24 protein-coding genes are annotated in these 25,532 nt (G+C 73.4%); 8 read left to right on the forward strand and 16 right to left on the reverse strand.

What is annotated here, in order from left to right:
- Positions 1-100 precede the first annotated feature (100 nt).
- Complete coding sequence (locus B1H29_RS33570) at positions 101-544, forward strand: helix-turn-helix domain-containing protein (RefSeq protein WP_055420365.1); 444 nt, start codon at positions 101-103, stop codon at positions 542-544.
- Between the two features lie 51 nt (positions 545-595).
- On the opposite strand, the gene B1H29_RS33575 is transcribed toward B1H29_RS33570, so the two are convergent.
- The 3 genes from B1H29_RS33575 to B1H29_RS33585 all read right to left on the reverse strand — a co-directional run bounded on the left by B1H29_RS33575 (position 596) and on the right by B1H29_RS33585 (position 3,189).
- Positions 596-1,198 (reverse strand): ClpP family protease, encoded by a 603-nt coding sequence (locus B1H29_RS33575; protein ID WP_055420364.1) that lies wholly within the window; start codon positions 1,196-1,198, stop codon positions 596-598.
- 1 nt (position 1,199) lies between these two features.
- Positions 1,200-1,853 (reverse strand): ATP-dependent Clp protease proteolytic subunit, encoded by a 654-nt coding sequence (locus tag B1H29_RS33580; RefSeq protein WP_055420363.1) that lies wholly within the window; start codon positions 1,851-1,853, stop codon positions 1,200-1,202.
- 130 nt (positions 1,854-1,983) lie between these two features.
- Positions 1,984-3,189: an epoxide hydrolase family protein gene (locus B1H29_RS33585; protein WP_055420362.1), complete on the reverse strand. Its 1,206-nt coding sequence runs from the start codon at positions 3,187-3,189 to the stop codon at positions 1,984-1,986.
- Between the two features lie 121 nt (positions 3,190-3,310).
- Here B1H29_RS33585 and B1H29_RS33590 point away from each other — a divergent pair, with 121 nt between their 5' ends.
- The 4 genes from B1H29_RS33590 to B1H29_RS33605 all read left to right on the forward strand — a co-directional run bounded on the left by B1H29_RS33590 (position 3,311) and on the right by B1H29_RS33605 (position 6,612).
- Complete coding sequence (locus B1H29_RS33590; RefSeq protein ID WP_055420895.1) at positions 3,311-3,793, forward strand: VOC family protein; 483 nt, start codon at positions 3,311-3,313, stop codon at positions 3,791-3,793.
- A 113-nt stretch (positions 3,794-3,906) separates the two neighbouring features.
- Positions 3,907-4,704, forward strand: a complete 798-nt coding sequence (locus B1H29_RS33595; protein WP_055420361.1) for a VOC family protein — start codon at positions 3,907-3,909, stop codon at positions 4,702-4,704.
- 31 nt (positions 4,705-4,735) lie between these two features.
- Entirely contained in the window at positions 4,736-5,437 is a 702-nt protein-coding gene (locus B1H29_RS33600; protein WP_055420360.1) for a ribonuclease H family protein, read from the forward strand.
- A gap of 191 nt (positions 5,438-5,628) precedes the next feature.
- Positions 5,629-6,612 carry an aldo/keto reductase gene (locus tag B1H29_RS33605; protein WP_055420359.1) on the forward strand — a complete coding sequence of 328 codons (984 nt, stop codon included), beginning with the start codon at positions 5,629-5,631 and terminating at the stop codon, positions 6,610-6,612.
- A 16-nt stretch (positions 6,613-6,628) separates the two neighbouring features.
- On the opposite strand, the gene B1H29_RS33610 is transcribed toward B1H29_RS33605, so the two are convergent.
- Positions 6,629-6,976 (reverse strand): hypothetical protein, encoded by a 348-nt coding sequence (locus tag B1H29_RS33610; RefSeq protein WP_055420358.1) that lies wholly within the window; start codon positions 6,974-6,976, stop codon positions 6,629-6,631.
- 161 nt (positions 6,977-7,137) lie between these two features.
- On the opposite strand from B1H29_RS33610, the gene B1H29_RS33615 reads away from it, so the two are divergent.
- Positions 7,138-7,632: a DUF6328 family protein gene (locus B1H29_RS33615; RefSeq protein WP_055420357.1), complete on the forward strand. Its 495-nt coding sequence runs from the start codon at positions 7,138-7,140 to the stop codon at positions 7,630-7,632.
- 8 nt (positions 7,633-7,640) lie between these two features.
- Here the strand turns inward: B1H29_RS33615 and B1H29_RS33620 are convergent, their stop codons facing one another.
- The 10 genes from B1H29_RS33620 to B1H29_RS33665 form a co-directional block, all read right to left on the reverse strand.
- Positions 7,641-8,066, reverse strand: a complete 426-nt coding sequence (locus B1H29_RS33620; RefSeq protein WP_055420356.1) for an SsgA family sporulation/cell division regulator — start codon at positions 8,064-8,066, stop codon at positions 7,641-7,643.
- Between the two features lie 107 nt (positions 8,067-8,173).
- The gene (locus B1H29_RS33625) at positions 8,174-9,151 is read right to left on the reverse strand and encodes an LLM class F420-dependent oxidoreductase (protein ID WP_055420355.1); all 978 of its coding nucleotides are present in this window, start codon (positions 9,149-9,151) and stop codon (positions 8,174-8,176) included.
- 47 nt (positions 9,152-9,198) lie between these two features.
- Entirely contained in the window at positions 9,199-10,878 is a 1,680-nt protein-coding gene (locus B1H29_RS33630; RefSeq protein ID WP_079160606.1) for a serine/threonine protein kinase, read from the reverse strand.
- A gap of 300 nt (positions 10,879-11,178) precedes the next feature.
- The gene (locus tag B1H29_RS33635) at positions 11,179-12,138 is read right to left on the reverse strand and encodes a threonine/serine dehydratase (RefSeq protein WP_055420353.1); all 960 of its coding nucleotides are present in this window, start codon (positions 12,136-12,138) and stop codon (positions 11,179-11,181) included.
- Positions 12,139-12,238: 100 nt separating this feature from the next.
- The gene (locus B1H29_RS33640; protein ID WP_055420352.1) at positions 12,239-12,916 is read right to left on the reverse strand and encodes an AIM24 family protein; all 678 of its coding nucleotides are present in this window, start codon (positions 12,914-12,916) and stop codon (positions 12,239-12,241) included.
- A 58-nt stretch (positions 12,917-12,974) separates the two neighbouring features.
- A complete protein-coding gene (locus B1H29_RS33645) occupies positions 12,975-14,312 on the reverse strand; it encodes a CAP domain-containing protein (protein WP_055420351.1) in 1,338 nt (445 codons plus the stop codon).
- A 172-nt stretch (positions 14,313-14,484) separates the two neighbouring features.
- On the reverse strand, positions 14,485-17,457 hold the full coding sequence (locus tag B1H29_RS33650) for a helix-turn-helix transcriptional regulator (protein WP_079160607.1): 2,973 nt from the start codon (positions 17,455-17,457) through the stop codon (positions 14,485-14,487).
- 507 nt (positions 17,458-17,964) lie between these two features.
- On the reverse strand, positions 17,965-18,336 hold the full coding sequence (locus B1H29_RS33655) for a UBP-type zinc finger domain-containing protein (RefSeq protein ID WP_055420350.1): 372 nt from the start codon (positions 18,334-18,336) through the stop codon (positions 17,965-17,967).
- Positions 18,333-19,790 carry an ATP-binding protein gene (locus tag B1H29_RS33660; RefSeq protein WP_055420349.1) on the reverse strand — a complete coding sequence of 486 codons (1,458 nt, stop codon included), beginning with the start codon at positions 19,788-19,790 and terminating at the stop codon, positions 18,333-18,335. Before B1H29_RS33660 ends, B1H29_RS33655 begins: the two co-directional genes overlap by 4 nt.
- A complete protein-coding gene (locus B1H29_RS33665; protein WP_055420348.1) occupies positions 19,787-21,463 on the reverse strand; it encodes an FAD-dependent oxidoreductase in 1,677 nt (558 codons plus the stop codon). The genes B1H29_RS33660 and B1H29_RS33665 overlap by 4 nt, the downstream gene beginning before the upstream one ends.
- A 377-nt stretch (positions 21,464-21,840) precedes the next feature.
- Here B1H29_RS33665 and B1H29_RS33670 point away from each other — a divergent pair, with 377 nt between their 5' ends.
- Positions 21,841-22,716 (forward strand): universal stress protein, encoded by an 876-nt coding sequence (locus tag B1H29_RS33670; RefSeq protein WP_055420347.1) that lies wholly within the window; start codon positions 21,841-21,843, stop codon positions 22,714-22,716.
- Positions 22,717-22,744: 28 nt separating this feature from the next.
- On the opposite strand, the gene B1H29_RS33675 is transcribed toward B1H29_RS33670, so the two are convergent.
- Positions 22,745-23,977, reverse strand: coding sequence for a DUF4032 domain-containing protein (locus B1H29_RS33675; protein WP_055420346.1), 1,233 nt, complete (start codon positions 23,975-23,977; stop codon positions 22,745-22,747).
- A gap of 155 nt (positions 23,978-24,132) precedes the next feature.
- Positions 24,133-24,762 (reverse strand): alpha-ketoglutarate-dependent dioxygenase AlkB, encoded by a 630-nt coding sequence (locus tag B1H29_RS33680; protein WP_055420345.1) that lies wholly within the window; start codon positions 24,760-24,762, stop codon positions 24,133-24,135.
- A gap of 106 nt (positions 24,763-24,868) precedes the next feature.
- Between B1H29_RS33680 and B1H29_RS33685 the strand changes: the two genes are divergently transcribed.
- Positions 24,869-25,495: a TetR/AcrR family transcriptional regulator gene (locus B1H29_RS33685; RefSeq protein WP_055420344.1), complete on the forward strand. Its 627-nt coding sequence runs from the start codon at positions 24,869-24,871 to the stop codon at positions 25,493-25,495.
- Positions 25,496-25,532: the final 37 nt, after the last annotated feature.

The following is a 25,532-nucleotide window of genomic DNA, read 5'->3' on the forward strand; positions in this document are numbered from 1 at the left end:
TCCCGTGCGCGGTGACAGGCACGCGGTGGTCCCGTCCGGTTTCCCTCTGGGCGGAACGCCGGCCCCTTCCGTCGCGCGGCAGGACTCCTAGGCTGAGCAGGTGACCAGCCACGTACCGAACGAAGCCCGCGTCATCGCCCTGCGCCCGCAGACGCGCCCGCAGAGCCGACCGCAGACCGCGCGCCCGGTAGACCGCCCCGCCGTACCGCCGGAGCGCAGGTCGCCCACCGTCAGAGAACCCCTGTGGCGAGATCTCGTCGGCGACGTCCTGCGGCGCGAACGCCTCGCCCAGGAACGCACGCTGAAGGAGGTGGCGGAGACCGCCCGGATCTCCATGCCGTACCTGTCGGAGGTGGAGCGCGGCCGCAAGGAGGCGTCGTCGGAGGTGCTGGCCGCCGCCGCGGGCGCCCTCGGACTGGGACTGGGCGACCTGCTGGCGCGGGCCCAGGGAGAACTGGCCCGCCTCACCTCCCGGCACACCGGCGCGGGCCGGGGCCGCGGCACGTCCGGTGCGCGGTACGACGGGATGTGCCTGGCCGCCTGACCGCTCGCACGGGCCGGCGCCTCGCGGACGGCGAGACGCCGGCCCGGCTCCTCACACCCGCGCCAGGCGCCGGCCGAGCACCTCGTCGGCCAGCCCGTAGGCCACCGCCTCCTGGGCGGTGAACACCTTGTCGCGGTCCATGTCCGCGCGCAGCGTCGCGATGTCGTGGTGCGTGTGGCGGGCCAGCACTTCCTCGACCTGGGAGCGGATCCGCACCATCTCCTTGGCCTGCAGTGCCAGATCGGAGACCGTGCCCTGCCGCCCGCCGCTGGCCGGCTGCCCGAGCAGCACCCGCGCGTGCTCCAGCACGAACCGCCGCCCCGGGTCCCCGCCGGCGAGCAGCACGGCCGCCGTGGAGGCGGCCTGCCCGACACAGAAGGTCGAGATCGGCGCCTGTACGAACGTCATCGTGTCGTAGATCGCCATCAGCGACGTGAACGAGCCGCCGGGGGAGTTGATGTAGACCGCGATCTCGCTCTCCGGAGCCGACGACTCCAGATGGAGGAGTTGCGCGATGACGACGTTGGCCACGCCGTCGTCGATCTCGGTGCCCAGGAAGATGATCCGCTCCGACAGCAGCCGGCTGAACACGTCGTAGGACCGCTCACCCTGCGGGGTCCGCTCGACGACGTTCGGAATCGTGTAGCTCCCCATGTCACAGCCCCATCCGTCGCCTGGTGGCGGCCGGGCGCACGTCCGCGAGGGACTGGACGACCTGGTCCACCATTCCGTACTCCCTGGCCTCCTCGGCCGTGAACCAGCGGTCGCGGTCGCCGTCCCGGGAGATGGTCTCCGGGCTCTGACCGGTGTGCTCGGCGGTGATCCGCTCGACGGTCCGCTTGGTGAACTCCAGGTTGTCGGCCTGGATCTCGATGTCGGCGGTGGTGCCGCCGATGCCCGCCGACGGCTGGTGCATCATGACCCGCGCGTTCGGCAGGGCGAAGCGCTTGCCCGCCGCGCCGACGCTCAGCAGGAACTGCCCCATGCTGGCGGCGAACCCCATGGCGAGCGTCGAGACGTCGTTGGGGATCAGCCGCATCGTGTCGTAGATGGCGAGCCCCGCGTGCACGGAGCCCCCGGGGCTGTTGATGTACAGGCTGATGTCGGTGCGCGGGTCCTCCGCGGACAGGATCAGCAACTGGGCGCAGACCCGGTTGGCGGAGACCTCGTCGACCTGCGTGCCCAGCAGCACGATCCGCTGCGCGAGCAACTGCGCGGCGAGGTGGTCGTCGAACCGGGTCGCAGGGGTGTCGCCCTCCTGGGCCCGGGGCGGCGCGGCCGGGGCCGGGCCGGCGATGAGTGGAGACATCGGCGCTCCTTGTCGAGTCGTCGGGTGAGCCGTACGCGGCCGGTGGCGCCGCGGTTCCTCCACTCTCGGCTCGTCCCGGCCCCCGGCGGGGCCTTCTCTGCCGGTGGCAGATTCGCCACGGGCAGAGCGCTCAGCGGTCCGCCGCCTCCCGCAACTGGCGGAAGAAGGCCCGGACATCGCCGGTGAACAGGTCGGGTTCCTCCATCGCCGCGAAGTGCCCGCCCCGGTCGAACTCCGTCCACCGCACCAGGTTCTCCGTGCGCCGCGCCTTGTGCCGCAGCGGTATCTGGGGGTCGCCGGGGAAGAGGGCGAGCGCGGTCGGCGCCGTCGACGGCTCCCGGGGTGCGGCGGCCCCGCCGGCATGGTGCGCCCGCTCGTAGTAGATGCGGCCGGAGGAGCCCGCCGTGCCGGTCAGCCAGTACAGCATCACGTTGGTGAGCAGCAGGTCCCGGTCCACCGCCTCTTCCGGAAGCTCGTCGGAGTCCGTCCACTCGGCGAACTTCTCCACGATCCAGGCGAGCTGCCCGACGGGCGAGTCGGTCAGCGCGTACGCCAGGGTCTGCGGACGGGTGGACTGCAGGACGGCGTATCCGGTCCCCTCGCGCGACCAGGCGTCCCAGCGGCGCCACGACGTCAGGGTCCGTTCCCGCTCCTCGGGGTCCAGCGCGGCCAGCTCCTGCGGGGTCGGCTCGGTGACCTGCTGTCCGCCCGGCAGCAGGTTGAGGTGCACGCCGATCACCCGGTCGGGGTGGGCACGGCCGAGCTCGCGGGAGATCACCGCGCCCCAGTCGCCGCCCTGCACGCCGAACCGCTCGTAGCCCAGGCGCCGCATGAGCTCGGCCCAGGCGCCGGCGATCCTGCTCCCCTCCCAGCCGGTGTCCGGCGTCGGTCCGGACAGCCCGAACCCCGGGATGGACGGCAGGACCACGTGGAAGGCGTCGGCGGGGTCGCCCCCGTGGGCCGCCGGGTCGGTCAGGGGACCGACGACGTCCAGGAACTCGACGACCGAGCCGGGCCAGCCGTGCGTGAGGATCAGCGCGGTGGCGTCCGGCTCGGGGGAGCGGACATGGGCGAAGTGGACGTTGGCGCCGTCGATCGTGGTCGTGAACTGCGGCCACTCGTTCAGCCGGGCCTCGGCGCCCCGCCAGTCGTAGTTGTGCCGCCAGTACCGCACCAGCTCCCGCAGGTACCCGCCCGGCACCCCGTACGCCCAGCCGGCCCCGGCCGGCTCGTCCGGCCAGCGGGTGCGGTCCAGGCGTTCGTGCAGTTCGTCGAGGTCCTCCTGCGGGACGGCGAGGCGGAAGGGGACGACGGTCTCGGCGGGAAATGAGGTCATGGCCGTGATGCTAGACGGGGCCCGCCGCCGAGCCGTGCGCATTCAATTCCCCTCGACCGATGAGTTCCGCGGCCTGTACCGGTCGACAGTGGTGACCGTGTTCCACGCCCTGGAGGTACTCATGAGCAGCGACGGATTCACCACGTGTCTCTGGTTCGACGGCCAGGCGGAGGAGGCCGCCCACTTCTACGTCTCCCTCTTCAAGAACTCCGGCATCGGCGCCGTCACCCGCTACCCCGAGGAAGCGCACAAGCCCGCCGGCACCGTGCTCACCGTCGACTTCACGGCCAACGGCCAGAAGTTCGTCGCCCTCAACGGCGGCCCGGAGTTCACGTTCAACGAGGCGGTCTCCTTCCAGATCACCTGTGAGAACCAGGAAGAGGTCGACCACTACTGGGCCAGGCTCACCGAGGGCGGCGGCCAGGAGGGTCCCTGCGGCTGGCTCAAGGACAGGTTCGGGGTGTCCTGGCAGGTCGTCCCGAGCAGGCTCGAGGAGATGTTCCGCGACCCGGATCCCGCGAAGGCGGGGCGCGCCAACCAGGCCATGATGTCGATGCACAAGCTCGACATCGCCGCGCTGGAGAAGGCGTACGCCGGCGAGTGATCGGCCGGTCGGCGCGCGGGGTGGGGAGGGGGTGACTAGCGTGAGGACCGCACCATCCCCATCCCGATCCGGACCACCGACCGGACCGCCGATCCGTACGGGAGGCGGCAGCCATGGCCGTGCAACCTGAAGGAACCCCCTGCTGGGCCGATGCCATGTTCGGTGACATCGAGGGAGCCAAGAGCTTCTACGGCGACGTCCTCGGCTGGACCTTCGGCGAGTCGTCGTCGGAGCACGGCAACTACACCCAGTGCTACGCGAACGGCAATGCGGTCGCCGCCGTGGTCCCGCCCATGTCCGGCCAGGCGGGCCACTCGCAGTGGTGCCTCTACTTCGCGTCCCCCGATGCCGCGGCGACCGCCGCGCGGATCCGCGCGGCGGGCGGTGAGGTGCTGATGGAGCCGATGCGGGTCGGCGACTTCGGGACCATGTGCCTGGCCCGGGACCCGGGCGGCGTCGTGTTCGGCCTCTGGCAGGGCGGTACCCACGAGGGGTTCGAGGCGGTGGCCGAGCCCGGCGCGTACTGCTGGGCCGAGGTCTTCACCCGTGAACCCGCGAAGTCGGACGCCTTCTTCCCCGCGGTCTTCTCCTACACGGCGAAGCAGATGGAGGACGACGGGGCGGACTTCCGCCTCTTCGACCTGGGCGACGACACCGTGCTGGGCCGCATGGCCATGACGGACGACTTCCCGCCCGAGGTGCCGCCCCACATCAACGTCTACTTCACCGTCACCGACTGCGACGAGGCCGTGACCCGGGCCACCGGCCTCGGCGGCGTCCTCCGGTCCGGGCCGATGGACACCCCCTTCGGCCGGTTCGCGGCGCTGAGCGACCCGCAGGGCGCGAGCTTCTCGGTGATCGACATCACGCGGACCCGGGGGGAGATGCCGAAGGTCACGGACGTCTCCTGAACCCCGTCCTGGCACCCGGCCGGGCCATGGCATGATCGGGCGCATGCGTGAACGTGTTGTGGCCGCGTGCGACGGGGCTTCGAAGGGAAACCCGGGTCCGGCCGGCTGGGCCTGGGTGGTGGCCGACGCCTCGGAGAGCCCGGTCCGCTGGGAAGCGGGGCCGCTCGGCAAGGCCACCAACAACATCGCCGAACTCACGGCACTGGAGCGCCTGCTGGCCTCGACCGAACCGGACGTACCGCTCGAGGTCCGCATGGACTCGCAGTACGCCATGAAGGCCGTCACCACCTGGCTGCCCAACTGGAAGCGCAACGGGTGGAAGACGGCCGCCGGCAAGCCGGTCGCCAACCGGGAGCTGGTCGTGCGCATCGACGAGCTGCTCGACGGCCGCTCGGTCGAGTTCCGCTACGTGCCCGCACACCAGGTCGACGGTGACCGGCTCAACGACTTCGCCGACCGTGCCGCCAGCCAGGCGGCCGTCGTCCAGGAGCCCGCCGGCAGCGGACTCGGCTCGCCTCAGCCGCCGCCCGCACCGGACGTCCCGGCGGCCGGGAAGGCACCGCGCCGGGGGGCCGGCACGGCCCGGAAGGGCGGCGGTGGCTCGGCGCGGACCATCAAGGCGAAGTTCCCCGGGCGCTGCCTGTGCGGCCGTTCGTACGCGGCCGGGGAGCCCATCGCCAAGAACGACCAGGGCTGGGGCCACCCGGAGTGCCGCACGGCGGCGGCCGGATAGCACCCGGCGGTGCGCGCCGGGCGGGCCGCACGCCGCCGCACTGGAGGGACTGCGCCGGCTCCGGCGCGGGCTGGGACCCAGGGTCGCGCGGACGGTGCGGGCACGGAACCCGGCCGCGCGCGGCCGGGGAGGTGACCCGGCGGAACCGTCCCGACGCGGTGCGGGATCCCGCCGGATGACAGACTGGCGGCATGGACGAGCGCACATTCGACAGGTCGAACCAGCACGCCTCGGTGGTCGGCCTCGGCACCTGGCAACTGGGTGCCGACTGGGGAGACGTCGACGACAAGGAAGCCCTCACGGTGCTGGAGGCGGCGGCCGAGTCGGGGGTGACCTTCTTCGACACCGCCGACGTCTACGGCGACGGACGCAGCGAGGAGACCATCGCCGCGTTCCTGCGCGGCAGGCCCGACCTGCACGTGCTGGTCGCCACGAAGATGGGCCGCCGGGTCGAGCAGATCCCGCAGAACTACGTACTCGACAACTTCCGGGAGTGGAACGACCGCTCCCGCCGCAACCTCGGCGTCGACGTCGTCGACCTGGTGCAGTTGCACTGCCCGCCGACCCCCGTCTACTCCAGTGACGAGGTGTTCGACGCCCTGGACACCCTGGTGGCGGAGGAGCGCATCGCCGCGTACGGCGTCAGCGTGGAGACGTGCGAGGAGGCCCTGACCGCGATCGCCCGGCCGAACGTGACCAGCGTGCAGATCATCCTCAATCCGTTCCGCATGAAGCCCCTGCGCGAGGTCCTGCCCGCCGCACGGGAGGCGGGCGTCGGCATCATCGCCCGAGTGCCGCTGGCCTCCGGTCTGCTGTCCGGCAAGTACACCCGGGACACGGTCTTCGCCGCCAACGACCACCGCAGCTTCAACCGGCACGGCGAGGCCTTCGACCAGGGCGAGACCTTCTCCGGCGTCGACTTCGCCACGGGCGTGGAGGCCGCGGCCGAGTTCGCCGCACTCGCCCCCGAGGGATACACCCCGGCCCAGTTGGCACTGCGCTGGATCATCCAGCAGCCCGGTGTGACCACCGTCATCCCCGGCGCCCGTTCGCCCGAGCAGGCCCGCGCCAACACGGACGCCGCCCGGCTGCCGGAGCTGTCCGAGGACACGCTCGCGGCGATCCGCGACCTCTACGACCGTCGCGTCAAGGAGCAGGTCGAGGGCCGCTGGTAGGCGCCGCCCACGGTCCTCACGGCACCAGGAGCAGTTGCCGTTCCCGCTCCTGGTCGCCGGCGGCCGCCCCCTCGTCCCGCGTGGTGAACGCGCGGGACAGCGTCTCACTGGCCGCCTCGACGGCCTGCGGCGTGCCCTGGACGGTGACCGCCACCGGCGCGGACAGCGGGGTGCCCGCCGCTCGCGGTGCCGACGACGCCTCCGGCGTGGCCGGGGAGTCGAAGGTCGCGGTGCGCACGGTCGCCCGCTCGTCGGCCGGCATGCCGTCGGGTGCGCCGAAGACGCCCTCCAGCGCGCGGACGATCGCCCGCGCGTCGTCGATGCCGCCACCGCTGAGTGTCACGGTGAGCTGAGTGTCGGACATCCTTCGCCTTCCTCCCGGGCCTGCCTCGGTCCCGGCCCGTGTAACCGTCCGCTGATCGCTCAAACCGGACGCCGCCGCCCCGTCACGGCGCCTGCGTGCGGGGAACCCGGGAAGAGGGAAGGGAACACAGGCCGCGGTAACCGGGAGGATCAGTGACGGAAATGGACCGGACGGCGCACTCGGACCGGCGCAGGGGGCGCGACGAGACCGAGGAGGAGCGGGCGGACCGGATGTGGACGGACCTGATCCAGGAGGTCCGCGTCGCGCAGATGGGCGTGCAGATCCTGTTCGCCTTCCTGTTGACCGTCGTGTTCACCCCGAAGTACGACGACCTCTCGGACACGAACCAGACGATCTATCTGGTGACGGTGGTCCTGGGGGCCGTGACGACCGGCGCCCTGATCGGACCGGTGTCCCTGCACCGCATCGTCTCCGGACGGCGCGTGAAACCCCAGGCCGTGCGGTGGGCGTCCCGGCTCACCCTGCTCGGCCTGGTGCTGCTGCTCGCCACGATGACGGCGTCGCTCCTGCTGATCCTGCGCGTCGCGACCGACGACGGCTTCGTGCCGTACCTCGTCACCGGCGTGGTGATCTGGTACCTCGTGTGCTGGTTCGGGATCCCCCTGTGGACCCGGCACCGTCACACCTCGCGCTGATGTCCCGGTCAGCCCTCGGCCATGAGCTCCGCGAGGAAGTCGTCGACATGGAACCGCTCTCCGCCCGGCCGGACCACGGCGTGGGTCTGGCGCAGGAAGGCCTCCACGGCCGCGGCCCACACGAACACCACGGCGCGGTGGCGTTCCCCGTCCGGCCGGGCGTCGCCCAGCAGTTCGATGCGCAGTTCGTCCCACAGGCCGCGCGACTCGGGGCGCAGCCGGACGTCGCCCACGCCGACCGGGCGGGTGAGCCCCTCGCCCACCATCTCCCGGTCCAGCGTCCAGCGGGCGAGGACGCGGCCGTCGTGGCTGAAGACCACGGTGAGCGCGAAGGGGTCCGCGGCCTCGTAGCTCAGGTGGGCCAGCACGGGGAAGCGGTCGGCGTCGCCCGCCTGGAGCTGCACCACCAGGGTCTTGTGCACGAGGGAATTCACGACGGAGGCCTCCAGGGGAATGGACGTAGAGCCCTCTAGTACCCCGCCCGCCCGCAAGATGCTCAGGCGGACGGGTGATTCGCCCGCGCCGGGTTTCCGAACGGCGTTCAGGACCGGCCCAGTGCCTCGCGCAGCGCGGGCAGCAGGGTCTTCTCCGACCAGTCGAGGAAGGCGGGTTGCGTCTCGCCGCCGATCTGCACCAGGGCGACCTCGGTGAACCCGGCCTCGGCGTACGGGCGTACGGCCGCCACGAAGGCGTCCGGGTCGTCGCCGCAGGGGATCGACTCGGCGACATCGTCCGGAGTCACGAACTGGGTGGCGGCCTCGAAGGAATCCGGGTGCGGCAGTTCGGCGTTGACCTTCCAGCCGCTGCCGAACCAGCGGAACTGCGCGTGGGCGCGCTTGATCGCCGTGTCCCGGTCCGGGTCGTAGGACACCGGAAGCTGGCCGACGCGCGGCTTGCCCGTGCCGCCGTGCCGGTCGAATGCCTCCAGCAGCCCCGGCTTGGGCTCGGTGGCGATCACCAGGTCGGCGTGCTCACCCGCGAGCGCGCAGGAGCGCTCGCCGGAGACGGCGATCCCGATGGGCGGCGCGCTGTCCGGCAGATCCCACAGCCGGGCCGACTCCACGTCGAAGTGCGCGCCGCGATGGTTCACATGGCCGCCCTCGAACAGCGCCCGGATGATTTCCACGGCCTCCCGGAGCATCTCGTGCCGCACGTCCACGGACGGCCAGCCACCGCCGACCACGTGCTCGTTGAGGTTCTCGCCCGAGCCGAGCCCCAGCCGGAACCGGCCCTCGGACAGCAACTGCAGTGTCGCCGCCTTCTGCGCCACCACCGCCGGGTGATAGCGGAACGTCGGACACGTCACGTACGTCATCAGCGGGATGCGGGAGGTCGCCTGCGCCGCGGCGCCCAGCACGCTCCACGCGTACGGCGCGTGTCCCTGGGAGCGCAGCCACGGGAAGTAGTGGTCCGAGGTCACCGAGAAGTCGAACCCCACTTCTTCGGCCCGCACAAGATGGCCGACGAGTTCGCGGGGGCCGGCCTGCTCGGTCATCATCGTGTATCCGATTTGCACCATAACGTGCGAGTCCCCGCACGGGCGGAGCGAAAACGGGACGATGACGGTCAGGCCGAGTCCTCCCGGAACGTCTTGAGGAAGGCGGCGAGCGCTCGCTCGTTCGCCGTGTCGTCCCAGTCGTCGGCCGGTGTCGTCCAGCGCAGCGAGAAACTGCGTCCGCCGCCGAGGAGGTAGCCGCGGCCGAAGGTGCGCAGCCGGGTGCCGCCGTCCCGGGCGACCCACTCCATGTCGGCGGCCTCCCGTCCCCGGTACGTCGTCGCGCGGATCTCGCCGATCCTGCGGTAGTCGCCCGACCCCGACAGACCGGGCTCGACGTCGTCGCGCCAGACCGCGACGGGATCCGCGCCCGCGCGCTCGCTGTAGGTGACCGCGAGGGTGCGGGGGTCGCCGGACGAGCCGAAGACGACCCGGTACGCCGCGTTCGGCACCCGCGAGGTGTCCAGCCGCCGCCAGCCCTCGGGGAGGGCGACGGAGAACCCTTCCGGCGCGTCGTAGCGGCGGAACCCGGCCGGTACGGCGCCGCCCGGCTCGTCCGGCTCGCCAGGTCTGTCCCCTCCGTCAGGCCCGTCAGACCCGTCAGGCCCGTCAGACCCGTCAGGCTCGTCAGACTCGTCCGGCTTCGACGGTGAGGGTGTCGCGCTCGGCGAGGGGCCGGAGGGAGGAGGGGCGGTGCCGTCGGCGGGCGGCGAGGCGGGGGCCGAGGGGCGCTGCTCGGCGCCGGTGGTGGAGCCGCCGTCCGGGCCGGGCAGACCGCGGGTGACGGCGAGCACGGCGACGGTGACCGTGACGACGGCCAGGGTGGTGCCCGCGAGCATCGTCCGCCGGTGCCATCGCCGGCTCACCTGCCGGGCCGCGGCGTACGCGCCCCGCAGCCGGGGGCGGGGCACCTGGCGCACGGCGGCTTCGGGATCCTCCGTCAGCACCCGGACCAGAGCCTCGCGGACCACCGGCCGGGTCAGCCGCTCCCGCGAGTTCTTGCGCAGCAGGCCCTGCACGACCCGGGTGAGCGGACCGGCGCGCACCGGCGTGCGCAGCGGCAGCCGGTCCACGCCCTTCAGCGTGGTCTCGGGCCGGCCCCGGTCGCGGAACGGCGGACGGCCCTCGACCATCGTGTAGAGGATCGCGCCCAGCGTCCACAGATCGGCCGCGGGCCCGATCCGCTCGTCCCGGGCCTGCTCGGGCGAGGCGTACGAGGGTGCGGTGAGCCGCGGCGCGAGGGTGGCGCCGGCCAGCCCGAAGCCGGTGACGACGACGGATCCCTCCTCGCCCACGAACACCTGCCCCGGGCTCAGCTCGCCGTGGGTGACACCGAGGTCGTGCGCCGCCTCCAGCACGTCCAGCAGTTGCAGGCCGATGCGTGCCGCCCGCACGTAGTTGAACGTGCCCTGCCGGTCCAGGAGCTCGGCGAGCGGTACGCCGCCGACCCATTCGGTCACCGTCCACAGGACGCCGTCCGCCACGACCACGTCGACCACCGCGGGGATCCGCCCGGGGCACAGCGACAGCATCGTCTCGCAGGTGCGGACCACCCGGCCGGGGGCCCGGCGAGCGGTCTCACCGGTCTCATCGTGCTCCTGCGGGAGCCCGACCTGCGTCACCAGGCACGGGCGGCCCGTACCGGTGTCCTCACCGGACCAGCAGACGCGGTTCGTTTCACGGTGGACGACCTCGAGAAGGCGGTACCGACCGGCGACCAACTCGTGTGCGGTGACGTGCGCCCTGCCCATGGCCATCCCTCGTTCGCACCACTGGCTCTCAGCTTGCCCAGAGGTACGGCCGGCGGGGCGCGACGCGTTCAACGAATGTGCGATCCGGGGTCATTTCTGACCCTTCTTCAAAAGCGGCGAACGCCCGTACGACGGCGAATGCGGGAAAGGCGGCCGTGCGGGCCCGCACCGCTCCTGAACTGGGCACCACCGCGCGACCGCGCGACCGCAATTCCGCCGGTGGCTGACGCGGCACCGGAATTACGGTGCCGACCTGCTGGTAACCCGCGGTAATTATCTGTCGCGCGCGGGAAACCCGCGTCAGCGCAGCCCGAAACGGTCCGCCCAGGCCGTCACGTCGGCCGTCGTGGCGTTGCCTCCGCACACAACCAGCCCGATCCGGGCGCCGTCACCGACCCGTTCCACCACGCGCCGGGCCGCCGGCAGCAGGCAGCCGGCGGCCGGCTCGGTCCACACCTTCCCGTGCTCGGCGAGGGCGAGCGAACCCTCCACGGCCTCCCGGTCCGGTACCACCAACACCTCGCCGACCAGCGCCGACACATGGTCGTACGTGAGCTGTGAGACGGACGGGGCGCTGAGCGTGGTGACGATCGAGGACAGGGCCACGGGGAGCGGCCCGCCCGCCGCCAGCGCCCGCGACATCGCCTCGGCGCCCTCGGTCTCCACGCCCCACACCCGCACGTCCGGCCGCAGCGCCCGCAGCGCCGCCGCCACGCCCGCGATCAGCCCGCCGCCCCCGATGCTCACGACCACGTCCGTGAGCTCCCCGGCGTCCTCGGCGAACTCCAGCCCGACGGTGCCCTGCCCCGCGATCACCACGGGGTCGTCGAAGGGGTGGACCAGCGTCAGGCCCTCCTCCCGCAGTCGGGTCACCAGCGCGAAGGCACTGTCCATGCCGTCGGTGAGCCGCACCAGCGCGCCCGCCTCCTCGGCGGTCTCCACCGAACGGGCCGGTGCCGTGCGCGGCATGACCACCGTGGCCTTCACGTCGAGGGCGGCGGCCATGACCGCCACGGCGATGCCGTGGTTGCCGCCGCTGACCGCGACGACACCGGCGGCCCGCTCGGCCTCGGTCAGCGACAGCAGCTTCGCCGTCGCGCCGCGTGCCTTGAACGACCCCGTGCGCTGAAGCAGTTCCAGTTTCGTGGTGACCGGGACCCCGAGCAGCGCGGACAGCCCGGGGCTGGGCACGGTCGGGGTGCGTACGACATGTCCGGCGATCCGCTCGGCCGCGGCTTCGATCTCCGTGATCCCGATCAAGGCAGTCATCCTTCCGGCGCGGGGCGGTGATCCGCGCCCCTTCGCACCCTTTCGCGCGACGCGCCCAAGGTCAACACGGTTCCCGAGGACGCGGGCCGCCTCAGTGCTGCTGCGCCTTCGGCGGCGTCACCTCACTCGGCCGGACCACGACGTAGCCCTGGCCCTGAAGCAGCAGTTGCACGGCCTCACCGGAACCGCCGCGCAGCATCGAGCCGATGGACTGCGAACGGTGCAGGGAGGTCGAAAGCCCGGCCGACCAGCCGACGATCGCGTCGGTGTCGACGTAGACCGGGTACTGGGGCGAGACCGGGATGACCAGCGGACTGCCGTCGCACACCAGCCCCAGCCTGCCGTGCCCCGTGAAGACGCTGTTGAACAGCCCGCCGCCGGTGATGCCGGCGCCCTTGACCGTGGCGATGCGGTACGACAACGAGGAGTCGAAACACAGGACGTTGCGGCCGTTGACCGTGAACTCGTCGCCGGGCTCCACCTCGACGATGAAGCAGTTCTGCGCCTCGTGCGCGAACCAGGCCTCGCCCTGTCCGCGCACCGCCATCAGGGGCAGCCCCTCACCGGTGACCGCGCGCTTGAGCATGCCGCCCACGCCCTGGCCCTTGCGCTCGAACTGGAGATTGCCGCGGTAGGCGACCATCGCACCCTGCCGGGCCAGCATCTCGCCGTTCACCGTGTAACGGACGCATTTGGAGTTCTCGACGGTCATGCCCGGCGCCGTGGCGGGCTGAACCATGTGCTCGCTGGAAAAGAGATCACCCTTCATACGGGCATCCTGGCCCGGAGCGTCCCGTTCCGCCAAGATCGTGTGCCGGAAACCGTGTTCAGCCGCCGAAGAGCTGGGTCCAGTACGTACCCGCCCGGCCCCCGCCGGCGAGGCCGACGCCGATGTGGGTGAAGTCGGCCTTGAGGATGTTGGCGCGGTGTCCGGGGCTGTTCATCCAGCCCTCCACCACGTCGGCGGGGCAACGCGGACCGCAGGCTATGTTCTCGCCGACCGTGCGCCGGGTGGCGCCCGCGGCGGCCGCGCGGTCCCAGGGCTCGCCGCCGTCCGGGTCGGTGTGCGAGTAGAAGTCGCGGGCCACCATGTCGGCGCTGTGCGCCTGCGCGGCGCGGGCCAGGCGGGTGTCGACGGCCAGTGCGGGCAGACCGGCCCGGGTCCGCTCCCGGTTGGTGAGGCCGACGACCTCGGCCGTCGTGCGGGCCAGACCGTCCGGGGTGAACGGTACGGCCCACAGCACGGTCCAGTACGTGTCGCCCGAGGGCCCGCCGGTGACGTACGCCCAGCCGGCGTGCGTGAAGGCGGAGCCGTGCAGCGTGCGCCGGGTCCGCTCGGTGCGCAGGCAGTACGCGATGAACTCGGCGGGTGTGCGCGGGCCCGACACCAGGTGCTCGCCGACGGTGAGATACGCGTACCCGGCCGAGACGACGCGCTGGTGGACGAAGACGCCGTCCCGGGTCTCGAGGCTCAGCGCGCCCGCGGCGGCCATGGCGGCGGCGTGGGCACGGGCCGCGGAGGCCAGGCGTGCGTCGGCCGACACGGGACGGGAACCGGCGGCGGCCCGGGTGGAGTTCACCAGGTCCAGGAAGCCGTCGGAGGCCGCCGGGGGCGGCGCGGAGGTGGCGAGGGGTGTGGTCGGTGTGGTCGGTGCGGTCGGCGCCCGGTCGTCGGGCGCCGGGGAGTCGTCGACGACCTCCACCCCGAAGTCCCGGGCGAGTCCGGCGAGCCCGTCGGCGTACCCCTGCCCCAGAGCACGCAACTTCCAGCCCTCGCCACGCCGGTAGAACTCCGCGAGCAGCAGCACGGTCTCCTGGCGGGGGCGCGGCGGCGTGAACCGGGTCAGCGCCCGGCCGCGCGCGTCGGTGACGTGGAGGGTGGGGGAGGGGAGTGCGCCCAGGGCGGTCCCGGGGTCCGAGGGGCTCACCGCCACCGTCACCCGGGTCGCACCGGGGCGCAGCCGGGAGGGATCGACGGTGAGTGTGTCGTCCCGCAACCGGGCGCCGGGGGCCTCCGGCTGGTTGTAGAAGACGAAGTCGCCGTCACCGCCCACCTTGCCGCCGTCATCGGTGACGAGCGCCGACACGTCGAAGCCGCCGGGCACCCGCACGCTCACGGGCCCGTCCGGCAGGGGGACGTTGCCCCCGGGAACCAGCTCACTCATCGTGCCGCCCTGGGTCGTGGTTCGCGCTCCGGCAGGGTGTCGGTGCCGGGTCAACGTCCGCCGGACACTCGGGGTTCCCGGCGCGCACCGGGGGTTTCAGGAGCGCGGCCGACGCGTCGTGACCGCCCGTCACCCGGGCCGGTCCGAGCCGCGGTCGGTCCCGAGTCCGGGGTCAGGTCGAGGTCGTCGCTTCCGGAGTGATCAGGCCCTGCCGGTAGGCGACCGCCACCGCCTCCGTGCGGCTCGCCGCCTCCAGCTTGGCCAGGATGTTGGAGACGTGGACGCTCGCCGTCTTGGCGCTGATGAACAGTTCCTCGCCGATCTGGCGGTTGCTGCGGCCGAGGGCGAGGAGCCGCAGCACGTCCTGCTCACGTGCGGTGAGCACCGCCGCACGGTCGCCGGCGGGCGCCGTGTCCGTCGCCGGCCGGACGCGGCGGACCAGGTCGTTCAGTCGCTCGCGCAGCAGCGTCGCGCCGAGCCGGTCGGCCTCCCGGCGTACGGTGTCGGCCTCGGCGGCCGCCTCGGTGCGGCGGCCGGCCGCCAGCAGGGCCTCCGCGAGCCGCAGCCGACAGCGCGCGCGTTCGTAGGCGTCGCCGTACGCGAACCCGGACACCGCCCTCTCCCAGGACGCCGGGTCCGGTCCGGACCCGGCGATCCGGGCCCACTCCGCCTCCGCGCGTGCCAGCCACGCCTGACCCTCCGGGCCCTGGGGCGTGCCGTCCATCCCGTGCCCCGCGGAGGACCGGGCCCGCTCCAGCAGGTCCGCCGCGGAGTCCGTCCAGCGGCGGACCACCGCCTCGTCACCGGCTCCGCGCAGTTCGACGACCGTGTCCGCCACCGCGGACAGGGCCAGGGTGGTGAGCCTGACGGTCACGGCCGGCAGTATGCCGGCGTCGTCGGTGAGCGTCTCGACGGTGGAGCGCGCCCACCGGACCGCCTCCTCCGCGTCCCCGCGCAGCGCGGCGGCGTCGGTCAGCACGATCCCCGCGACCATGGTGCCCATCCAGTCGAACGGCCCCTCCAGCATCGCGCGGGCACGTTCCGCCGCCACCGAGTCGCCGCGCGCCAGCGCCACGTATAGGCCGGGCCCGACGGCGTGACCGCCCGCGGCGGGCAGCACGCCGGTATTGTCCGCGGCCCCCCGCGCGCACTCGTCCCAGTGGCCCAGCGTGTACTGCACCAGCAGCCGCAGATACCGCATCTCCCGCGGGTACGGCGAGGACAGCAGCCCGGAGCGGCGGGCCCGGTCCAGTCCCTCCGCCGCCCAGGACGAGCACTCCTCCAGGTCACCGGACTCGAAGCAGCCGATGGCGAGGTTGAAGAGCGCGCGCATCTCCACCGGCGCGTTGCCCGCCTGCCGTGCCAGCTCCCTCGCCTCCAGGAGCCGCTCGCGGCCCTGCGGAGTGCTCCGGTTGCCGCCTTCGAGACCGGCCAGGGAGATCAGGAGGTCGGCGCGGGCATCGGTGACCCCCAGGTCCTCCGCCACCCGCAGGGCCCGCCGCGCCACTCGCAGCGCGGTCTCGTTCTCCCCGACCTGGCGGGCGGCCATGACGTGCGTCGACGCGGCCCACACCCACGTGGACGACGGAGGCTCGGCGGGGATCAGTCCGAGCGCCTCGCTGCTGTAAGCGAACGCGGCCGACAGATTGTCTACGCTCAGCAGGTTCCCGGCGAGCGTGTAGCGGACGCGCGCGGCGAGCTCCAGGTCGGCGTCCTGGCCGAGACCGGCCAGCGCGGACCGGGTGAGGGACACCGCGCGGTGCAGCTCCCCGGCGTGGGCGGCGGCCGCCGAGGCGCGCAGCGTCAGCGTCACGGTGTCGGGCCCGGCGGGCCGTGCCCCGGCGTCGACCGCCGACCACAGGTCGAGGGCCGTCTCGACGTGCCGCAACTCCTCGGCGGGCGCGCCGACGCGCTGCGCGTGGTCGGCGGCCTCCAGGGAAGCGGCGAGCGCCTCGGGCAGGTCGTGGCTCTCGCGGTAGTGGTGGGCACGCTCGGCCGCGCTGTCGGAGCGGCGGTCCCGCGCGGCGAGCAGCCGGGCGAACCCGCCGTGCAGCCGGGCCCGTTCCCCCGGGAGCAGGTCGGCGTAGACCGCCTCCCGCGCGAGGGCGTGCCGGAAGGAGTAGGCGCCTCCTTCGCCGGAGACGAGCAACTGCCGCTCCACGGCCTCGCGCAGTGCCGACTCCAGCTCGTCCTCGGGCAGCCCGACGGCGTCCCGCAGCAGGTCGTGCCCCACGCGGCGCCCGGCGACCGCGGCGGTGCGCAGCACCTGCTGGGCGGTCTCGGAAAGCTGCTCGAACCGGATGAGCAGGACGTCGGCCAGTCCGCTGGGCACACCCCCGGCGGGCGCGTCCGTGGCCGCGACCAGTTCCTCGGCGTAGAAGGCGTTGCCCTCGGCGCGTTCGACGATCCGGTGCACGGTGGTGTCCGGCAGCGGCCGGTCGCGCAGGGAGCGCACCAGTCGCGCCACGTCGGCGTCGGGCAGGGGCCGCAGTTCCAGCCGCTCCACGGCGGGCAGCCGTACCAACTCGGCCAGCAGGGGCCGCAGCGGGTGGCGGCGGTGCAGGTCGTCCGCCCGGTACGAGGCGAACACCGCGAGCCGTCCCCCGGGCCCACCGCCCGCCGACCGCTGCAGGGCTCCCCGGCTGAGCAGGAACCGCAGCAGGTCCCGGGAGGACTGGTCGGCCCAGTGCAGATCCTCCAGGACCAGCAGCAGCGGGGCGATGTCCGCCAGCTCGGTCAGCAGGGCCACCACGCCTTCGAACAGCCACAGCCGCGACCGCGTGGTGGCACTCCCGTCGTCCGGTCCGCCGCCGAGCAGCCGGCCGGCCACCGGATGAGCGGCCAGCACGGCGGCGAACCGGTCGTCGGCGGCCAGCACCCCGAGGATCTCGGTGAACGGCAGGTACGGCAGGCCCACGTCACCCAGGTCGACGCAGTGCCCCGTGAGGACGACCGTCCCGGCCGCGGCGGCCCGCCCGGCGACCTCGTCCAGGGTACGAGTCTTGCCGACCCCGGCGTCCCCGGCGATCAGCACCGCGCGGGCCTCCCCCGAGCGGGCGCGCTCCAGTACGCCGGTGAGACGCGCGAGTTCGTCCTCGCGGCCGACGAGCGGGCTGGTGAAAGAGGTCTGCTGCACGACGCCCATCCTGGCACGCGGGACCGACAGCCCCTCCGCGCACGAGCGTCCCGGATCGAGCCACCGGCCGGAAGCACCGCGCGAGCGGGACACCGGCCGGAAGCACCGCGTGACGGGGGCACCGGCCGGAAGCACCGCGCGACCGGGGCACTGGCCGGAAGCACCGGGTCACACCGCGGCGTCGCGTCACCGCCACGCCACCGGACGGCCCGTTCGACCGGGTCGCTGCTCGGGGGCCGGGGCTCCGGAGGTCGCGCAGCCGGGCCGCGCCGCCGGACGAGGCCGCCGGACGGCGGGAGCCGGCCGAAGGCGCTGGACGAGGGCGCTGGACGAGGGAGCCGGCCGAGGGCGCTGGACGAGGGCGCTGGACGAGGGGGCCGGGCAGCGGGGGCCGGGCGAGGGAGCCGGACAGCGGGGGCCGGATGAGGGAGCCGGCCGGAACCGGGCCGAGGGCGCCGGCCGAGGCCGCCCGACCACGCCGTCGGACCGAGCCGCGCTGCGCACCGGCTTCGCGGCTCAGCGGCTCAGCGTCCGCGCCCAGTCCGCCGGTACCCGCCCCGCCGGCCCGGGGGACGGCTGGTCCTCGGGGTGGCTGTCCGGCGGGGCGAGCTCCGGCCCGGACTCCCGCACCTCGTTGGTCGCGTAGTCCCAGAACCAGTCCTCGCCCGGCTCGAAGCTCTGCACCACCGGGTGCCCGGTGGACCGGTAGTGGCCGGTCGCGTGCTGCCCCGGCGAGCTGTCGCAGCAGCCGACGTGGCCGCAGCTCGCGCAGCGCCGCAGATGGAACCACCAGCCTCCCGCCGCGTCACATTCGGCGCAGCCGGTGCCGCTGGGCCGGGCGGTGGGGTCGATTCCGGAGTCACTGGTGTCACTGGTGTCACGGGTCATGCCGGCTCCTCGGTCGGTCCGGATTCGGCGGCGGTGAGCGGCAGGAGCACCTGGAAGCGGGTGTCACCCGGCACGGACTCCACCTGGATCGTGCCATGGTGCTTGTCGACCACGATCCGCCAGGAGATGTCCAGACCGAGCCCGGTGCCCTCGCCCACCGGCTTGGTGGTGAAGAACGGGTCGAAGATGCGCTCGCGGATCTCCGGAGCGATCCCGGTACCGGTGTCACGGAACTCCACCAGCAGCCGGTCGTGATGGAGAGCCGTCCGCACGGTCAGTGTGCCGTCACCGCCCGTGCCGTGCATGGCGGAGACCGCGTTGTCGATGAGGTTGGTCCATACCTGGTTGAGTTCCGCCGGGTACGCCGGGACCCGCGGCACCGTGCGGTCGTACTGCTTGACGACCTCGATCCGGGAGCCGATCTTGCCCGACAGCATCAGCAGGGTGCTGTCGAGGAGCTCATGGACGTCGACGGTCCGATAGGGCGCCCGGTCGAGCTGCGCGTACTGCTTGGCCGCGTCCACCAGGTGCGAGATCCGGGCGGTGGAGTCCGCGATCTCGTCCATCAGCAGCTCGGTCTCGACCGTGTAGTTGAGCCAGCCGACCGCCCCCGGCAGCATCTCCTCGTCCACGGCCGCCGCCACCTGGTCCAGCCACTCGGTGTCCAGGCCGGCCTGCACGAAGGTCGGCGCGAGCTGCCAGCCCCCCTCGATGCCGTGGTCCTCCAGCCAGTCGGTGAGGGCGTCCTCCCGGTCGGCGGCCTCCAGCGGGGTGAGCGAGGGCGCCTTGGCGATCCGCTCGGCCGTGCGCTCCTGTATCTCGATGAGACCCGCGAGCGCGTCCCGGGAGAACGGCCCCTCGGCGATGACGGCGAGCTTGTGCCGCATCTTCGCCACCCGCTCCCGCAGGGTCGAGGTGGCCCGGACGGCGGCCGCCGCCGGATTGTTCAGCTCGTGCGTGAGGCCGGCCGACAGCGAGCCGAGCGCCAGCAGCCGTTCGCGCTGCCCGATGGTCCGCTGGGTGTTCTTGGACCCGAAGAACAGCCCCTCCAGCAGATGCACCGCCATCGGGAACCACTCCCGCATGACGGCCGCGAACGTCGCCGCCGGCAGGACGAAGAACCGCGTCGGCTCCGTGACGCGCATCGAGTTGTTGTAGACCTGCGGCAGCCGGTCGCCGACGTATGCCTGCATCGCGCCCGCGTACACGCCGCGCTGAGAGGTGCGGTTGGTCTCCACGTCGTCCCCGCCGACCCTGCGGGAGAGCACGACCGACCCCTCCAGCATCACGTAGAGGCACGTCGCGTCCTCGCCCTCGGCGTACACGGGCCCGGGCTCGAACAGCTCCACCCGGCCCGCGGCGCACAGCCGACCGAGCTGCTCGGGCGTCAGCTTCTCGAACAGGAACAGTTCCCCGATCTCCTCGGGGCTGCACGGCATCGGCCGCCCGCTCACGACTGCTCCAGGTACCGGTGGACGAGCATGACGGCCATGGCTCCCTCTCCGACGGCGGACGCGACCCGTTTGGCGGACTCCGCGCGGGCGTCGCCCGCCACGAACACGCCCGGGACGCTGGTCTCCAGGTGGTAGGGCGGGCGCTCCAGCTCCCAGTCGGCCGGTGGCCGCCCGTCGGGGGTGAGGTCGGGTCCGGCGAGGATGAACCCGCGCTCGTCCCGCAGTACCGTGCCGTCCAGCCAGCCGGTCAGCGGGGCCGCGCCGATGAACACGAACAGCCACTGGGCGTCCACGAGTTCGGTGCCGCCGCCCTCCGCGTCGCGCAGGGTCAGCCGCTCCAGGTGCCCGTCGCCGTGCGCGCTCTCGACGACCGTGCCGCAGCGTACGTGGATGTTGGGCGTCTCCTCGATCTGCCGGATCAGGTAGTGCGACATGGACGCCGCGAGGGAGCCGCCGCGGACCAGCAGCGTCACCGACTTGGCGCCCCGGGACAGGTACATCGCGGCCTGCCCGGCCGAGTTGGCGCCGCCGACGATGTACACGTCGTGCCCCTGGCAGGAGGCGGCCTCGGTCAGCGCCGAGCCGTAGAAGACGCCGCAGCCGGTCAGGTCGTCGGTGCCGGGAGCGGTGAGCTGCCGGTAGGAGACGCCGGTCGCCAGGATCACGCTGTGCGCGGCGATCTCCGAGCCGTCCGAGAACCGTACGATGCGGGCCGCGCCGCTCGCCTCCAGCCCGGTCACCTCGCGCGCGGTGAGTATCTCGGCGCCGAACTTCGCCGCCTGCCGCCGGGCCCGCTCGGTGAGCTGCCCGCCCGAGACGCCGTCCGGGAAGCCGAGGTAGTTCTCGATGCGGGAGCTCTGCCCGGCCTGCCCGCCGGTCGCCGACCGTTCCACCAGCACCGTCCGCAGCCCCTCCGAGGCCCCGTACACGGCCGCGCCCAGCCCGGCCGGGCCGCCGCCGATCACCACCAGGTCGTAGAAGTCGGCCGTCGGGGTCGTCGCCAGACCCACCCGCGCGGCGAGGTCCGGAGCCTCCGGCTCCACCAGTGGTGTCCCGTCCGGCGTGATCACCACCGGCAGCCGCAGCCCGTCCTGCCCGGCCGCCGACAGCAGCCGGCGCCCCTCCGGCTCGTCGGAGGAGTACCACCGGTACGGCACCTGGTTGCGGGCCAGGAACTCCCGGACCTCCGACGAGCGCGCCGACCAGCGGTGCCCGACGACCTTGGTGCTGGGCACGGGCCGGTGGTCGCCGGCGCGCCAGGCCCGGAGCAGGTCGTCCAGGACCGGGTAGAGCTTCTCCTCCGGCGGGTCCCACGGTTTGAGCAGGTAGTGGTCCAGGTCGACGACGTTGATCGCGTCGATCGCCGCGTTGGTGTCCGCGTAGGCGGTCAGCAGCACCCGGCGGGCGCCGGGATACACGTCCAGGGCCCGTTCCAGGAACTCGATGCCGTTCATCTGCGGCATCCGGTAGTCGGCGAGGATCACGGCCACCAGGTCGCCGCGCAGCTTCAGTTCGCGCAGTGCCTCCAGCGCCGACCCGCCGGACTCCGCGCGCACGATCCGGTAGGTGGCGCCGTAGCGCCGCCGCAGGTCACGGGCGACGGCGCGGGAGACCCCCGGATCGTCGTCCACGGTCATGATGACGGTCCGCGTCGCCCCGTCGGCGTGTGCCATACGTCCCCCACGTCGAACGGCCGGATTCACGGCACGGCGTCCCCGTCACCGCACCGGCCTGCGGTCCATCGTATGTTCGGTCGCCGGGCCCCGCTCGGGCGGACAGCGGGGCCGCCACGGGCGCCCGGCACGCGGCACTCGCCGCTCTCCGGCACGGGCACGCGGAAGAGCCCGGCGGCGGTTAGCCTCGGGGCGGACCGTGTACGCCTCGCAGGTGCGGTTCACCACGGCCCGGCCGGGCACCTCGGCCCACCGGCGTCCCAGCGTGACCGGCCCGGCCGGTGTCGGCGGTCACCCGCGCCCACCGCGGAGTCAGGGCGACGGCGTGGGGAAGACTGGGCCCCATGGACGTGCCCGCGACACAGGGAGGGACCCGCATGACGCGCCCGATCACGGCAGGGGTCGACGGTTCGGAGGAGAGCCTGGCCGCACTGGCCTGGGCGGCCCGGGAGGCGGTCCGCCGGGAAGCGCCGCTGCACGTCGTGCACGCCTGGCGGCCGCAGGCGCGGGACACGGCCGGCGCGGGGGACCGGGACGCGCAGGAGCAGTGGGTACGGGACTCGGTCGCCGAGTCGGTCCGGACCGTCACCGGCCGGCACCCGGACCTCCCGGTGTCCTCGGAGGTCCGCGAGGCCGACGACGCCGTCGCCGTGCTGCTGGCCGCCGCGGCCGAGGCCGGGACGCTGGTGCTCGGCTCGCGCGGCCACGGGGCGGTCGTCGGCTTCCTGCTCGGCTCCGTCGGACAGCAGGTGATCGCCGAGGCGCCCCGCCCCGTCGTCCTCGTGCGGGCGGGGGACGACGGGGCGGGCGAGGCCGCCGGCCGCGAGGTCGTCGTGGGCCAGCAGGGGGAACCGGAGGACAGCACCGACGTGATCGGGTTCGCCTTCGAGACGGCGGCCGCGCGCGGCGCCACCGTGCGGGCCGTGCGGGCCTGGGCCCTGCCCACGGTGTTCACCTACAGCCCGGGTTCGATGGCGCTCGCCGACGAGGCCGGGGGGCTCGAGGCGTACGAGAGGAAGGCGCTCGGCGAGGCGCTCGCGCCGTGGCGCGAGCGCTTCCCGGAGGTTCCGGTGATCGAGCACGTGGAGATGGGCAGCGCCGGGCAGGTGCTGCTGTCGGTGGCCGGCGCGGCCCAGTTGACGGTCGTCGGCCGCCGGGCCCGCCGTACGGCCGTCGGCGCCCGGATCGGCTCGGTGGCGCACGGCGTGCTGCACCACGCGGACTGCCCGGTGGCGGTGGTTCCGCACACGTGACGGACCGGTACACGGGCCGGTACGGCGCTCAGTCCGCCGTCGGCTGCAGGGTCTGTCGGGCCTTGGGCAGGACGTGCTCGACGTAGTCGGCGACGGCCGTGTCGAGGCCGATGTCGTGCTGGGCCCGCTCGGACAGGTACCAGCGGTGCTCCAGCAGCTCGTGGTAGATCTCGGCCGGGTCCATCGCGCCGCGCAGTTCCACCGGCACCGCGCGCACGGTGGGCCGGAAGACCTCGCGCACCCAGCGGTGGGCGAGGACCTCCGGGCGGGCGCCCAGGGGGTCGCCCGGGGCGTAGTCGTCCTGGGTGGCCATCCAGCTCTCCAGGTCGTTCAGCAGCCGCCTGGCCTGGTTCTCCTCGGCGTCCAGGCCCGTCAGGCGCAGCAGTTGGCGCTGGTGGTGGCCGGCGTCGACGACCTTGGGCACGAAGGTGACCGTGTCGCCGTTGGAGGCGTGCTCGATCTGCATCTCGGCCACGTCGAAGCCGAGGTCGTTGAGCCGCCGGATCCGGCGTTCGATGTAGTGGTACTTGCCCGCCGGGTAGACGGAGGTGCGGGTCAGCTCCTCCCACAGGCTCCGGTAGCGGGCGCAGATCTCCGTGCCGAAGTCGATCGGGTCGACGGACGGGTGCAGCGCCCCCGACGCCTCCAGGTCGAGCAGCTCGCCGCTGATGTTCACCCGGGCGAGGTCGAGGTCGTAGTCGCGCTGCCCCTCGCTCAGCCGCGGATGCAGCTCGCCGGTCTCGGCGTCCACCAGGTACGCGGCGTAGGCGCCCGCGTCCCGCCGGAAGAGCGTGTTGGACAGCGAGCAGTCGCCCCAGGCGAACCCGGCCAGGTGCAGCCGGACCAGCAGCACGGCCAGGGCGTCCATCAGACGGTGCATGGTCGCCGGGCGCAGCGTCGTCTCGAACATCGACCGGTACGGCAGCGAGCCGCCGAGGTGCCGTGTGACCAGCACCGGTTCCAGTGCCTCGCCGGCCGTGCCGGTGCGGCCGGTGACCACGGCCAGCGCGTCCACCGCGGGGATGGCGAGCCGGTCCAGGTCGCGCAGCAACTGGTACTCGCGCAGCGCGGGCCGTTCGGCCAGCTCCTTGACGGCGATCACCTCGTCCCCGGCCCGGGCGTAGCGGACGATGTGGCGGGAGATGCCGCGCGGCAGTGGCACGAGGTACTCCTCGGGCCACTCCTCCAGCGGCGTCTGCCACGGCAGTTCGAGCAGGAGCGCGGGGTGCTCCGGATTGGTGGCGCTGATCTGCAAGGCCATGCCCTGAACTTTAGAACGCCCGTTCCCGGGCCGGTCGCGCGGCCGCCTCACCGGGCCGTGGTGGACGGGTCCGTGCCCGGGGAGCAGGACGTCGGGCCTTCGCGCCCACCACCCTGGTCTCAGCGCACGCCCCCGGCGCGCGCACCGCCCTGGTCTCAGCGCACGCCGTGCGGGCGGAACTGGACGCTGATGCGGGGGCCCGCGGCGCGGGTGCTCTTGGGCACGCAGTGTTCCCAGGTGCGCTGGCAGGAACCGCCCATCACGATCAGGTCCCCGTGCCCCAGTGGGCGGCGCACCGTGTCGCCGCCCCCGCCCGCCGGACGGAGCAGCAGGTCCCGGGGCGCGCCGACCGAGAGGATGGCGACCATCGTGTCCTGGCGCGCGCCCCGCCCGATCCGGTCGCCGTGCCACGCGACGCTGTCCCGGCCGTCGCGGTAACGGCACAGCCCGGCCGTGGTGAACGGCTCGCCCAGCTCCTCGGCGTAATGCGCGGACAGCGCCTCGCGCGCCTCGGTCAGCAGGGGGTCCGGCAGCGGGTCGCCCGCGCCGTAGAACGCGAGGAGGCGGGGCACGTCGACCACCTGGTCGTACATGGCGCGCCGCTCCGCGCGCCAGGGGACCTCGGCGGCCAGCCGCTCGAACAGCACGTCCGCGCCGCTCAGCCACCCGGGGAGCAGGTCGATCCAGGCCCCGGAGCCCAGGCCGGTGCGGCGCAGCCCGTCGAGCGAGCCGAGCCGGACCTCGTCCGTCTGGTCGAAGAGCGAGCCCTGGAGGTGCGTGGTCATGGCATCAGCGTACTCCTGATTCGAAACTGTGTTCTAGATTTGCCCGCGGCCCTTCGATCACGCCGGTGTATCGGATACATTCGCGTATCGAACGGCGGGAGGCCCGATGACGGCGGTGAAGGCGACGACCGGGCGGGTGACCAGGCGTCGGGTGCGGACCCGCGCGAACCTCCTGGACGCGGCGTTCGCGGTGTTCGCCGCCAAAGGGTTCGGCCGGGCGTCGATCGAGGAGGTCTGCGAGGCCGCCGGGTACAGCCGGGGTGCCTTCTACTCGAACTTCGGCAGCCTCGACGAGCTGTTCTTCGCCCTCTACCGGGAACGGGCCGGACTGATCGCCGAGCAGGTGTCCGCCGCCCTCGCGCTCGACGGGCCCGACCTCGACGTGACCGCCGCCGTGGACCGCGTCACCGAGGTCCTGCTCCTGGACCGGGACTGGCTTGTGGTCAAGACGGACTTCCTGGTGCACGCCGCCCGCGACCCGGCCGTGGCGCGGACCCTGCTGGAGCACCGGGCGCGCCTGCGGCGCGCGATCGCCGACCGGCTCGCCCGGGCGCGCGGGCGCACCGCCCTGCCCGCCGTGCTGCGCGACGCCGAGGGCGCCGCGCACGCCGTGGTCGCCGCGTACGACGGAGTCACCACCCAACTCCTCCTGGACCGGGACGTCGAGCACGCCCGCGCCTGGCTGGGACAACTGCTCACCGCGCTGCTCACCGACGGCGGCGAAGCCCGTTGAATCCCCTTGAATCTCTTTGAATCCGCTCGCATCTCCT

This window comes from Streptomyces pactum (genome assembly GCF_002005225.1).
Taxonomy (GTDB): Bacteria; Actinomycetota; Actinomycetes; order Streptomycetales; family Streptomycetaceae; genus Streptomyces; species Streptomyces pactum_A.